The organism is Pantoea sp. PA1 (assembly GCF_056856975.1).
In genome coordinates, this window is sequence record NZ_JBXGEE010000008.1 from 1 (window position 1) to 12713 (window position 12713).

Annotated in this window: 12 protein-coding genes; 7 read left to right on the forward strand and 5 right to left on the reverse strand. The window is 54.4% G+C overall.

The annotated features are described in order from the left end of the window. Positions 1 to 157: 157 nt before the first annotated feature. On the reverse strand, positions 158 to 664 hold the full coding sequence (mobB, locus tag AC1V0D_RS20415) for a molybdopterin-guanine dinucleotide biosynthesis protein MobB (protein ID WP_111207997.1): 507 nt from the start codon (positions 662 to 664) through the stop codon (positions 158 to 160). 1 nt (position 665) lies between these two features. Beyond that, positions 666 to 1232 (reverse strand): molybdenum cofactor guanylyltransferase MobA, encoded by a 567-nt coding sequence (gene mobA, locus AC1V0D_RS20420; protein WP_058957391.1) that lies wholly within the window; start codon positions 1230 to 1232, stop codon positions 666 to 668. 39 nt (positions 1233 to 1271) lie between these two features. On the opposite strand from mobA, the gene AC1V0D_RS20425 reads away from it, so the two are divergent. From AC1V0D_RS20425 to spfP, 5 genes are all read left to right on the forward strand, one after another. Beyond that, a complete protein-coding gene (locus AC1V0D_RS20425; RefSeq protein ID WP_482907974.1) occupies positions 1272 to 1547 on the forward strand; it encodes a YihD family protein in 276 nt (91 codons plus the stop codon). 45 nt (positions 1548 to 1592) lie between these two features. Then, positions 1593 to 2579 (forward strand): serine/threonine protein kinase, encoded by a 987-nt coding sequence (locus AC1V0D_RS20430; RefSeq protein ID WP_111207996.1) that lies wholly within the window; start codon positions 1593 to 1595, stop codon positions 2577 to 2579. Positions 2580 to 2605: 26 nt separating this feature from the next. Further along, on the forward strand, positions 2606 to 3235 hold the full coding sequence (dsbA, locus tag AC1V0D_RS20435; RefSeq protein WP_009088168.1) for a thiol:disulfide interchange protein DsbA: 630 nt from the start codon (positions 2606 to 2608) through the stop codon (positions 3233 to 3235). Positions 3236 to 3613: 378 nt separating this feature from the next. Further along, positions 3614 to 6400, forward strand: a complete 2787-nt coding sequence (gene polA, locus AC1V0D_RS20440) for a DNA polymerase I (RefSeq protein ID WP_482907975.1) — start codon at positions 3614 to 3616, stop codon at positions 6398 to 6400. A 285-nt stretch (positions 6401 to 6685) separates the two neighbouring features. After that, on the forward strand, positions 6686 to 6733 hold the full coding sequence (spfP, locus tag AC1V0D_RS20445; protein ID WP_071892919.1) for a small protein SpfP: 48 nt from the start codon (positions 6686 to 6688) through the stop codon (positions 6731 to 6733). An 85-nt stretch (positions 6734 to 6818) separates the two neighbouring features. On the opposite strand, the gene yihA is transcribed toward spfP, so the two are convergent. Next, the gene (gene yihA, locus AC1V0D_RS20450) at positions 6819 to 7454 is read right to left on the reverse strand and encodes a ribosome biogenesis GTP-binding protein YihA/YsxC (protein ID WP_009088163.1); all 636 of its coding nucleotides are present in this window, start codon (positions 7452 to 7454) and stop codon (positions 6819 to 6821) included. Positions 7455 to 8002: 548 nt separating this feature from the next. Between yihA and yihI the strand changes: the two genes are divergently transcribed. Together yihI and hemN are read left to right on the forward strand one after the other, a co-directional pair. Continuing rightward, the gene (gene yihI, locus AC1V0D_RS20455; RefSeq protein WP_009088161.1) at positions 8003 to 8527 is read left to right on the forward strand and encodes a Der GTPase-activating protein YihI; all 525 of its coding nucleotides are present in this window, start codon (positions 8003 to 8005) and stop codon (positions 8525 to 8527) included. 233 nt (positions 8528 to 8760) lie between these two features. Beyond that, positions 8761 to 10134 (forward strand): oxygen-independent coproporphyrinogen III oxidase, encoded by a 1374-nt coding sequence (hemN, locus tag AC1V0D_RS20460; RefSeq protein WP_046100876.1) that lies wholly within the window; start codon positions 8761 to 8763, stop codon positions 10132 to 10134. Positions 10135 to 10174: 40 nt separating this feature from the next. Here hemN and glnG read toward each other — a convergent pair whose 3' ends face one another. Together glnG and glnL are read right to left on the reverse strand one after the other, a co-directional pair. After that, a complete protein-coding gene (glnG, locus tag AC1V0D_RS20465; RefSeq protein ID WP_009088155.1) occupies positions 10175 to 11584 on the reverse strand; it encodes a nitrogen regulation protein NR(I) in 1410 nt (469 codons plus the stop codon). Positions 11585 to 11591: 7 nt separating this feature from the next. Continuing rightward, positions 11592 to 12641, reverse strand: a complete 1050-nt coding sequence (gene glnL, locus AC1V0D_RS20470; protein ID WP_009088153.1) for a nitrogen regulation protein NR(II) — start codon at positions 12639 to 12641, stop codon at positions 11592 to 11594. Positions 12642 to 12713 lie beyond the last annotated feature (72 nt).

Here is a 12713-nt window from a genome sequence, read left to right on the forward strand (position 1 = left end):
CTCAGAAGTGAAACGCCGTAGCGCCGATGGTAGTGTGGGGCCTCCCCATGCGAGAGTAGGGAACTGCCAGGCATTATACAAGTGAAGAAGCCCCGCACCGACGTGCGGGGCTTTTTTACGTCTGCCGATCGTGAAAAATCGCAGTGTAATACCATCCTCAGCGGCTTTTCAGCCACTCAGCAATGAAATCTGCAACGCTGCCCGGACAATTTATATCCAGAACCGGTACGTTCAGCGCTAATTTCTGGTCAGTGGCAACCGCTATTGTCCGCGCATCGAGCAGCTCTTCGATCCCACCCTTAACCCCCTCGCGCCATAAAACAATCTTTGGAACAGGTTCATCTTTGAAGCCTTCGACCAGCACCACCTCAAGTAAAGCGTGATCCATGCGGCTGACCAGATAAGACAGATCAATCGACGGCTGATCCGGCGTTTCACATATCAATGCCCAGCGTTCTGAACTGGCGACCATGACCTGACTGGCCCCCGCCTTTCTGAGCAGATAGCTATCTTTACCTGGGGTATCCACATCCATCTGATGATGGGTATGCTTGATCAACCCCGCGCGAATGCCTTTGCCACTGAGGAGCGGAATCACCTGCTGTAACAGCGTGGTTTTACCGGTTCCACTCCAGCCCACAATGGCAAGTAAGGGTAGTGACATATCAGGTTCTCTCTTTCAGATCGTCTGGCGTATTGATGTTGCGGAAGGCGGATTCATCATCATCCAGCGCGACCGCATGACCACCATGATCGCGCAGGAACTGCATGAGGCGCCGCTCTCCGGCCTGCAGATAGTCAAAAAGGGCTTTTGCCATGTCACGGTGAATCAGGGCGAGTGTAGGGTGATCGCGCGTCTGCGAGCGAACCCATACTGCGGGTGCTTCTCTGCGTTGATGGATCAGTTTTTCCACAAAGTTAAGAGGAATCGCCGGGGTATCGCAGGAGCAAAAAACCGCCCATTCCCCTTCTATGGCGATTAAGGCACTGTAGATGCCAGCCAGCGGGCCCGGGTAATCGTCAAAAACATCCTCTATAACGCGACACCCGCTTAGCTGATAGCGATCAATATTACGATTCGCATTAATCATGACAATGTCGACTTGTGGCCTGAGCCGCTCAAGAACATGCTGGTAAAGTGGTCTGCCGTCCAGCTGCACCAGCCCTTTATCCAGCCCCCCCATACGGCGGCCCTGACCACCCGCCAGAATGATGCCGGTTAATGCTGTCATGACGGTGCCCTCGCTGATTACGTACCTGGAGAAAACGAAATGAAATGCCATCGCCTGAATGAATTGCTGGAATTGCTGCAACCCGCCTGGCAAAAAGAGCCTGACCTTAATCTGGTCACATTTTTGCAGAAACTGGCTCAGGAATCTGGTTTCCGTGGCCCGTTAAGTGAATTAACGGACGATATATTAATTTACCATCTCAAAATGCGTGACTTAGCCAGCGATGATGCCATTCCGGGGCTGAAAAAAGATTATGAAGTCGATTTTAAAACGGCACTCCTCCGCGCGCGGGGTGTCATTAAACCGGACGAGTAGTGTTATCCTTGGCAGCTACATGCAAGGGCAACCACAGGTAACAGAATGAGCGACGCTGCTTTCAACTTCCAGACACTGAACCCCGACGTGCTGCTTGATGCGCTCTGGGGTACAGGAATCCGCGTCGAATCGGGACTGACAGCCCTGAATAGTTATGAGAACAGGGTCTATCAGTTCAGCGATGATGAAAAACGTCGCTATGTCGCCAAATTCTATCGTCCACAGCGCTGGCGTGCCGAACAGATTGCGGAAGAGCATCAGTATGCTCTCGATCTGCTGGCTGACGAGGTCCCTGTTGCGGCACCGCTGCGGCTTCAGGGCGAGACGTTGCACCGCCACGCGGGCTTTTTCTTTGCGCTCTTTCCCAGTCTGGGCGGGCGGCAATATGAGACCGACAACGAAGATCAGATGGAGTGGGTAGGTCGTTTTCTGGGGCGTCTTCATCAGACCGGTCGCAAAGCGCTGTTCAGTCACCGGCCAGTCATGGGACTGGATGAGTATCTGCACGAACCGCGTCAGGTGCTGGAACAGGCTCAGCTGGTTCCTGATTCACTGAAAGCCATGCTGCTACACGCGGTTGATAAGCTGGGAGAGGCGCTGCAGCAGCACTGGCATACCGGATGGCAGCCGCTACGATTACATGGTGACTGCCATCCGGGAAATATTCTGTGGCGCGATGGACCGCTGTTTGTCGATCTGGATGACGCCCGTAATGGCCCGGCGGTGCAGGATCTCTGGATGCTGATCAGCGGCGATCGACAGGAACAGCGTATTCAGTGGGATATCCTGCTGGAGGCTTACGGTGAATTCAGCGATTTTGATATTAATGAATTGTCACTGATTGAACCTTTACGCGCGATGCGCATGGTTTATTATCTGGCCTGGGTCGTCAGACGCTGGCAGGATCCCGCTTTTCCGCGTGCGTTTCCCTGGATGACAGATGAAGATTTCTGGCGCAGGCAAATTTCGCTATTCACCGAGCAGGAGAAGCTGTTGCAGGAACCTCCTCTGCAGCTGACACCGCAATATTAATGACGTAGTCAGGAGAGTGTTTCACGATGAAAAAGATTTGGTTTGCACTGATGGGTTTAGTGCTGGCATTCAGCGCGTCTGCTGCCCAGTTCACTGAAGGTAAACAATATGTCAGTCTGCAGAAACCCGTGGCCGGCGAACCTCAGGTGATGGAGTTCTTCTCGTTTTTCTGCCCGCACTGCTATCAGTTTGAACGCATTTATCACGTTAATGACGCGGTTAAAAAGAACCTGCCTGCTGACACCAAACTGGTGAAATATCACGTCGATTTCCTCGGCGGTGATCTCGGGCCGGTCGTGACTCAGGCCTGGGCGGTAGCGATGGCGCTGGGTGTGGAAGACAAGGTTACGGCACCGATCTTCGACGGCATTCAGAAAACGCAGACCATTACCGATCCTGCCAGTCTGAAAGAGGCCTTTATTCAGGCGGCCGGGATCTCCTCTTCTGATTACGATGCGGCCTGGAACAGCTTCGCAGTTAAAGCCTTAGTTGCCCAGCAGCAGAAAGCGGCGGCTGATGTCGATCTGCGTGGTGTGCCTGCGATGTTCGTTAATGGCAAATACATGGTGAACAATGGCGGGCTGGATACCAGCTCTATGGATAATTTCGTTGCAGACTATGCCAACGTCGTTAAATTCCTGGTAAGCCAGAAGTAATCAGCCTTCTGCACTCGTGAAACGCCAGCGCCTGCTGGCGTTTTTTTTATGCTTCTTAATTGCGCGACGGTTTTGTCCATCTCCAGGGCATAAATTTAATATCCACACAAGGGATCACGCTATTGAAAATGGCGATCACGTCACGGTAATTGATAAAGCATATGAAAAATAAGCATTTTATTTGCTCATAAATTGCCTGATCGCCTGAGGGATCGCGCGTTATCATTTTTACGCACAAAGTTATCCACAACCCGATCGTTGCGATCCTGCCTCCGGAAATGTGAAAAAACGTCCACGCGGCACGCCTTAGTTCACCATTTCTGCCAGGTTGTGGCATCCTTATAGTCCAACTCACAGCAACGAAGACTACACAGACTTATGGCGCAAATTGCAGAAAATCCCCTGATTCTGGTTGATGGCTCATCCTATCTTTATCGCGCGTATCACGCGTTTCCGCCGCTGACCAACAGTGCAGGTGAACCGACTGGCGCCATGTACGGCGTGCTCAACATGCTGAAAAGCCTGCTGGCACAGTATAATCCGAGTCACGTTGCTGTGGTGTTCGATGCCAAAGGCAAAACCTTCAGAGACGAACTGTTCGAGCATTACAAATCTCACCGCCCCCCAATGCCGGACGATCTGCGCGCGCAGATTGAGCCGCTGCACGAGATGGTACGGGCGATGGGGCTGCCGTTGCTGGCGGTGAGCGGTGTGGAAGCGGACGATGTGATCGGTACGCTGGCGCTGGAGGCTGAAAAGAAGGGCCGTTCAGTGCTGATCAGCACGGGCGATAAAGATATGGCGCAGCTGGTTTCGCCAGGGATTACGCTGATTAACACCATGACCAATACCATTCTCGGGCCGGAAGAGGTCGAGCAGAAATATGGTGTCCCTCCCGCGCTGATTATCGACTTCCTTGCCATGATGGGCGACAGCTCAGATAACATTCCCGGCGTACCGGGCGTGGGTGAAAAAACCGCACAGGCGCTGCTGCAGGGGCTGGGCAGCATGCAGACGATCTATGACAACCTGGATAAAGTGGCCGATCTCTCGTTTCGCGGTGCCAAAACGATGGCGACCAAACTTGAGCAGAATCGTGAGGTGGCCTTCCTCTCGTATCAGCTGGCGACCATCAAAACCGACGTTGAGCTGGCTCAGCCCTGTGAAGAGCTGACGGTGACCGATCCCGATATTGAGGCACTGCAGTCTCTGTTCAGCCGTTATGAGTTCAAACGCTGGCTGAGCGATCTGCAGGACGGTAAATGGCTGCAGGGGAAAAAGAGCAATACGCAGGCGCAAAAAGCCCTGTCCGATGAGCCGGCACCCGTGTTGGAAACCAGCAGCGTATTGCCAACCGATAACTACGTGACCATTCTGGATCAGGCTCTCTTTGATAGCTGGCTGGAGAAGCTGAAAAACAGCGACGTCTTTGCCTTTGATCTGGAGACCGATGCGCTTGATACCCTGAGTGCAAATATTGTCGGCATCAGCTTCGCGGTGGCGCCCGGTGAAGCGGCTTATCTGCCGGTTGCCCATGACTATCTTGATGCGCCTGAGCAGCTGGATCGCGCCGCCGTTCTGGCGCAGCTTAAGCCCCTGCTGGAAGATGCCAGTGCCTGGAAAGTGGGTCAGAACCTGAAATACGATCGCGGCGTCCTCAGGAACTACGACATTGAACTGGCCGGTATCCGGTTTGACACCATGCTGGAGTCATACATCCTCAATAGCGTGGTGGGCAAACACGATATGGATAGCCTGGCTGCTCGCTGGCTTAAACATAAAACGGTCACTTTCCAGGAGATTGCCGGTAAAGGTAAAAATCAGCTGACGTTCAATCAAATCGCGTTAGAGCAGGCAGCCCACTATGCTGCCGAAGATGCCGATGTCACGCTGCAGCTGCATCTGAAGATGTGGCCTGAGCTGGAGAAAGAAGCGGGCCCGAGAAACGTCTTTGAGCAGATTGAGATGCCATTGCTGACGGTCATCTCCCGGATAGAGCGCAATGGCGTCTTGATCGACCAGGCTATTCTGGCGCAACACTCGAAAGAGCTGACTGCCCGACTGGCTGAGCTGGAGTCGAAAGCGCATGAGCTGGCAGGCGAGCCTTTCAACCTCTCCTCCACGAAACAACTTCAGGTGATTCTGTTTGAAAAACAGGGCATCAAACCCACGAAGAAAACACCGGGTGGGGCACCGTCAACCAGCGAAGAGGTGTTAGCCGAACTGGCGCTCGATTATCCGCTGCCTAAAGTGATCCTGGAGCATCGCGGCCTGTCGAAACTGAAATCGACCTATACGGATAAGCTGCCGCAGATGATCAATCCGCTGAGCGGACGGGTGCATACCTCCTATCATCAGGCCGTTACCGCTACCGGACGCTTGTCCTCTGCCGATCCTAACCTGCAGAACATCCCGGTGCGTAATGATGAGGGGCGACGAATCCGTCAGGCCTTTATTGCCGATAAAGGTTATCGCATCGTGGCGGCCGACTACTCACAGATTGAACTGCGTATCATGGCGCATCTCTCTCAGGATAAAGGCTTACTGGATGCCTTTGCCCAGGGTGAGGATATTCACCGTGCCACGGCATCGGAAGTGTTTGGTGTCGCGCTGGATAAGGTGAGTGGAGAACAGCGTCGCAGCGCCAAAGCGATTAACTTTGGTCTGATTTATGGCATGAGTGCCTTTGGCCTGTCACGTCAGCTCAACATCGGTGCAGGTGAAGCGAAAAAGTATATGGACCTCTACTTTGAACGCTATCCGGGCGTACTGCGCTATATGGAGAACACCCGGCAGCTGGCGGCGAATAAAGGCTATGTCGAAACGCTGGAAGGGCGCCGGCTCTGGCTGCCGGATATTAAATCCAGCAATGCGATTCGCCGCAAAGCTGCAGAGCGTGCCGCCATCAATGCGCCAATGCAGGGAACGGCAGCAGACATCATCAAACGCGCGATGATTGCCGTGGATGAGTGGCTTCAGCAGCAGAATGACAGCGCAGTAAGAATGATCATGCAGGTTCACGATGAACTGGTGTTTGAAGTGAAATCGGAGGCGGTGGAAGCGGCCAGCCAGAAAATCCGTGCGTTAATGGAAGGCAGTGTGAAGCTCGACGTACCGTTACTGGTTGAAGTCGGCGTCGGTGACAACTGGGACGAAGCACACTGATTACCGCCTCCGGGCCGGTTCTGTCGCACAAAACTGGCCCTGATTCAGGCATAAGTAATTCGTTTAGTTGAGCGGTCAGCTGTAACCGGGCGACACCGGGAGCGAAAGCGCGTTTCTAACTGCTTATCGGCTAAACATTTTTTTCGTCATTAAACTACATCACAACGCTATTTTTGTGACGGGTATGGTAAAAAAAGTCCTGTTTTGATGTAAGTAAGCAACAAAAAAGCCTTTGTCAGGCACAAAAAATCAGGTAAAGTTCGTCGCGTAGGGTACAGAGGTAAGATGTTCTATCTTTCAGACCTTTTACTTCACGTAATCGGATTTGGCTGAATTTAGCCGCCCCAGTCATTCTGTGACTGGGGCGTTTTTTATTGGGATTTTTGTTACCGCAGTGTCAGCGGATCAGCGATGCTGCTCACGCGTCCCCGTGCTGATCCTCAGTCGCCTCATCAGGCATCGCATACCAGCTGTCCAGTTTCTGACGAACCTTATCCACGCCGATTTTCTTCAGCGATGAGAAGAGCTCTACCTGGATATCGCCGCCGAAGCTAAGCGCCGCCTCACGCACGACGTTGAGCTGGGCTTTGCGGGCACCGGAAGCGAGTTTATCGGCTTTGGTGAGCAGCAGCAGAACCGGAATTGCGCTTTCCACCGACCACTGAATCATCTGGCGGTCGAGATCTTTCAGCGGATGACGAATGTCCATCAATACGACCAGCCCCTTCAGCGCCTGACGCTTTTGCAGGTACTCGCCTAACGCACGCTGCCACTTCAGCTTCATCTCTTCCGGCACTTCGGCATAACCGTAGCCTGGCAGGTCGACCAGACGCTTCCCTTCTTTAACTTCAAACAGGTTGATCAGCTGGGTACGTCCCGGTGTTTTACTGGTGCGCGCCAGGCCTTTCTGATTGGTTAACGTGTTCAGCGCACTCGATTTTCCCGCGTTCGAGCGGCCAGCAAAAGCCACCTCAATTCCGGTATCGGCAGGCAGATGACGGATATCCGGCGCGCTCATGACAAAGTGGGTAACGTGATAATTCAATTCAGACAAGGTAACACTCCAGAAAACGCATTAGGGCAATGGCGGCGATTATACGCGTTATGGCGCGAAAGTGCTCAATCGCGTCGTGATAACAGTCCATGTAAGAGATTGACCATTCGCGCTGCGGGTTATGTCGATTTTTACGCGGATTTCTGAAAATAAAATCATCATAATTTCAATTGGTTAATAAGTTTTGCTCTTTTTTAAGCCAACTATTGGTGGCGCTGACTTGAGGCTTTTACCAGTTGGTCTACATTATTGTGCAGTGAATGGCAGCACACATCAGGATGATGCGCTCAGGGATGTCAGGATGGCAATGAGCGATGGAATGGAACAGGTCAGGAATATGGCCAGACAGGGACAGGGAATAGCTCAGGAGTTGAGCAGGCGCGGGATTGACCGGGATGTTACGAGCCGAAAAGGATTTAAAACATGATTCCTTCTTGTGAAGGTATGAAATAAGGCGACAGCTTGAGCTGTCGCCTTTTTTCTTTGTCGGGTTTCTGCTAGATTTCGCCGCAATTCTATACTGAATAAAAAAGCCAGGACCGAATACTATGAAGCAACCTGCACGAGCTGCCCACGGCAAACCTGCCGTCAAAGCCAAACGCAAATCGCGTGACGAAATTAACCTCGAAGCGCGCGATCGCAAACGCGATAAAAAGCATCGCGGACATGCATCTGGCAGCCGTGCTAATCCGGCGGCGTCGGACAGCAATGGCGCACGCCAGTCAGCCCCGGCAAAAGATCCGCGCATCGGGAGTAAGAAGCCGGTGGCCCTGATCGCCGATGGCAAAACCACCGCCGTCAGGCCACAGAAAAGTGCAGATAAACCGGCAGCCCCGAAGAAAGTGCGCCTGACGCCGGAAGAAGAGCTGGCGAAGCTGGAAAACGATGAACGTCTGGATGCGCTGCTGGATCGCCTGGAAAATGGCGAAACGCTGTCGGCAGAAGATCAGGGCTGGCTGGATGCCTCGCTGGATCGCATCGACGAACTGATGGAGCAGTTAGGCATCGTGATGGACGATGGCGAAGATGAACAGGCAGAAGAGGATATGTACCGTCTGCTGAAGGGCAACTAAGCAAATTTGATCGGCATGCGAGTTCCGCATGCCGTGCTTCTCAGGTAAACGACAATGTTTTGGCCTGGATCAATTTTCGCGCTGCTGGCGACATGTTATCTGCTGTGGTTATTGTTTAAACTACGACGCCTGTCGCGTCTGAAGCAACGTTTACGTCGGGTCTCATCCCGCTCACCTTTCATCCCTTCTTCTTCGCGACCTTCTCTCAGACGACGTCACCGGAAGGAGTGAGCATGCCATCGCTGCAGATTGCCTGGGATCAGGCGTTAATTGAAAAGTACAATTACGCCGGGCCACGTTACACCTCTTATCCCACTGCGCTGGAGTTCAGCGAAGATTATACGGAAACCGATTTTCAGCATGCTGTGGCACGCTATCCCGGGCGTCCGCTGTCGCTTTACGTTCATATCCCTTTCTGCCACCGTCTCTGCTACTTCTGCGGCTGTAATAAGCAGGTGACGCGTCAGCGCCACAAAGCGGACCGCTATCTGGATGTGCTGGAGCAGGAGATTATTCAGCGCGCGCCGCTGTTCCGCCAGCGCCGGGTGACACAGCTTCACTGGGGAGGCGGCACACCGACCTTTCTCGACAGGCAGCAGGTTTCGCGGCTGGTGGGCTTGCTGAAGCAACACTTCAATGTGACCGATGATGCCGAAATGTCGATCGAGGTCGATCCGCGGGAAATGGCGCTGGATATGATCGATCATCTCCGATCGCTGGGCTTTAATCGTCTCAGTATGGGCGTGCAGGACTTTAACAAAGCGGTGCAGGCGCGGGTTAACCGGGTGCAGGATGAGGAAGTGATCTTCAGTCTGATGGCCCGCGCTCGTGAACAGGGCTTCCGCTCAACCAGCATCGATCTGATCTACGGTTTACCTCTGCAGACGCCCGACAGCTTCGCCTGGACGCTGGAGCGGGTCGTGGCGCTGAATCCGGACCGTCTCAGCGTCTTCAACTATGCGCATCTGCCGGCGCTGTTTGCGGCACAGCGCAAAATCAAAGAGGATGAACTCCCCTCGGCCCGGCAGAAACTGGATATTTTGCAGCAGACCATCGCGACCCTGACGCAGCAGGGCTATCACTATATCGGCATGGATCACTTTGCGAAGCCGCAGGATGAGCTGGCTGTCGCGCAGCGCGACGGGAAGCTGCATCGCAATTTTCAGGGTTACACGACGCAGGGTGACAGCGACTTGCTGGGGCTGGGTGTCTCTGCCATCAGCATGGTGGGTGACAGCTATGCGCAGAACCAGAAAGACCTTAACAGCTGGTACAGCAGTGTGGAACAGCAGGGGAGTGGCCTGTGGCGTGGCGTCGCCTTAACCCGCGATGACTGTCTGCGGCGGGATGTGATTAAAACACTGATTTGCCACTTTTCGCTCGATTTTGCCGCAACAGAGGCGCAGTGGGGAATTTGCTTTCATGACTACTTTGCTGAAGATCTGGCGCTGCTGAAACCGCTAATTGCCGACGGGCTGGTGGAGCAGACGACGACGGGGCTGGAAGTGACGGGGATTGGCCGGTTGCTGGTCCGCAATATCTGCATGTGCTTTGATCGCTATCTGCGGCAGAAAGCCCGTCAGCAGCAGTTTTCGCGCGTGATCTAGAGAAACGGGCTGGCAGACCTCGCCAGCCCGAACTGAACCCCTATTCCATCCCCAGCTCTTTCAGCTTGCGCGTCAGGGTGTTGCGTCCCCATCCCAGCAGACGTGCGGCTTCCTGCTTGTGGCCTTGGGTATGGCGCAGCGCCGTAGTCAGCAGCGTCCGCTCCATCTCGGGCTGGGCTTCTGACAGCAGATTCTGATGACCGGAACGCAGCGCGCGGTCGGCCCACTGAGCCAGCAGCGTTGCCCAGCTATCAGGCAGTGACTGCACCGGATTTTCCGGTGTGCTGGACTCAAACAGCTCGCCGGGCAGATCCTGAATCAGCACTTCCTGACCGGCCGCCATCACCGTCAGCCAGCGACAGGTATTTTCCAGCTGGCGCACGTTACCTGACCAGTGCAGACGGGTCAGCGCCGTTTCGGTTTCCGGATGCAGAATCTTCGCTTCTACCCCCAGCTCACGGGCCGCCACCTGCAGGAAATAACGCGCCAGACGCGGGATATCTTCACGACGCTCACGCAGCGGCGGCAGATGTACACGAATTACATTCAGGCGGTGGAACAGATCCTCACGGAACTTGCCTTCCTGCACGCGTAATTCCAGGTTCTGGTGGGTAGCCGCAATGATCCGCACATCCACTTTGACCGGCGCATAGCCGCCGACGCGATAGAACTGACCATCGGCCAGCACGCGCAGCAACCGGGTCTGCACATCCAGCGGCATGTCGCCAATCTCATCCAGAAACAGCGTGCCCCCATCGGCCTGCTCAAAACGGCCCTGGCGGATCTGGTTCGCACCGGTAAAGGCGCCTTTCTCATGACCGAACAGTTCTGACTCAATCAAATCTTTGGGGATCGCCGCCATATTCAGCGCGATAAACGGTGCTTTGGTGCGCGGGCTGTGCCGGTGCAGCGCATGGGCGACCAGCTCTTTACCGGTGCCCGACTCACCATTGATCAGGACGCTGATTGAGGAGCGCGACAACCGCCCGATGATGCGGAACACATCCTGCATCGCGGGTGCTTCCCCGATAATATCGGTGGTCGGTCCGCTGACCGGCTGATTACGCGGCTGCTGCTGCTCCTGATAGTGACTGATGGCACGCTCTACCAGCGCAACCGCCTCATCAATATCGAACGGCTTAGGCAGGTAATCAAACGCACCCTGCTGATAGGCGCTGACTGCGGCATCGAGATCGGAATGCGCCGTCATAATGATGACCGGCAGCATCGGATGACGCTGTTTAATCTGTTTCAGCAGCGCCAGGCCATCCATACCGGGCATGCGAATATCTGACAGTAAAACGTCCGGGGTTTTGGTTGAGAGGGCATCCAGCACCTCACCTGCGCTGTCAAACGTCGCACAGCTCAAACCGGCTCCAGTGAGCGCGCGTTCAAGCACCCAGCGGATGGAGCTATCGTCATCGACGATCCAGACTATCCCTCGTTGCATAGAAACCTCACTGGCGAATAGGCAGGTAGACCGAGAATTCGGTGTGACCCGGCCAACTGTTAAATTCTATTTTTCCTGAATGCTGATCAATCAGGCTACGGGCGATGGAGAGACCTAAACCGGTTCCGCCTTCACGTCCACTGACCATCGGATAGAAAAGCGTATCCTGCAGCTGGGCCGGAATACCGGGGCCATCATCTTCAATATCTATTCGTGCTACCAGGCGATAACGGGTGCCATGCAGCGTCAGCTGAAAAGCCGTACGGGTGCGAATAACAATCGTCCCGCCGTCGTCGCCCAGCGCCTGAAGCGCATTGCGTACGACGTTAAGCAGCACCTGTTCAATCTGGTCAGGGTCGTGCGGCAGTTCCGGCAGGCTGGGATCGTAATCCCGCACCAGGGAGACATTCTCCGGTAGCTCCATCGACACCAGATTGACCACCCGCTCAGCCACCTGGTGAATGCTCTGGGTAATGTGCATCCCCGGCTGCTGTGGCCCTAACAGACGATCCACCAGATTCCGCAACCGGTCGGCCTGTTCAATAATGACCCTGGTATATTCATTCAGCGAGGGATCGGGCAGGGCGCGTGATAAAAGCTGTGCCGCGCCGCGCAATCCTCCCAGCGGATTTTTTATCTCATGGGCCAGGCCGCGAACCAGATCGCGTGCTGCCACCTGCTGGGCGTGCTGTAACTGCTCCTGACTGAGGCGACGCTGGTTATCCATCGGCGCCATTTCCATCAGAATCAAGCCATCGGGTAAACGCTGTGCGGTCAGCGACATAATATGTGCGCGACCATCGACTACCAGCGTGACCTCACTGTCAGTGAATCCCTGGCCAGCCTCAAGACTCTCGCGCATCACCTCAATATTCAGCGAAAAGTAGCCGGTTAAATCCGGTAACGGCGTGCCGAACAACTTGCGTGAGCTCTGCGCCAGTAATTGCTGCGCCGCCGGGTTGGCGTAATGAATAACCAGGTCGTTATCCACCAACAAAATACTGTTGATTAAAGCGTTGAGAATCTGCCCGGCGTCGGGCAGAGAGCCAGTTGCCATACAACGTTCCTCTGCACTAAATAGGTGCATTCTGGTGTTTAAGCCGAAAAGCGGGAGAATGAACGGTGAATT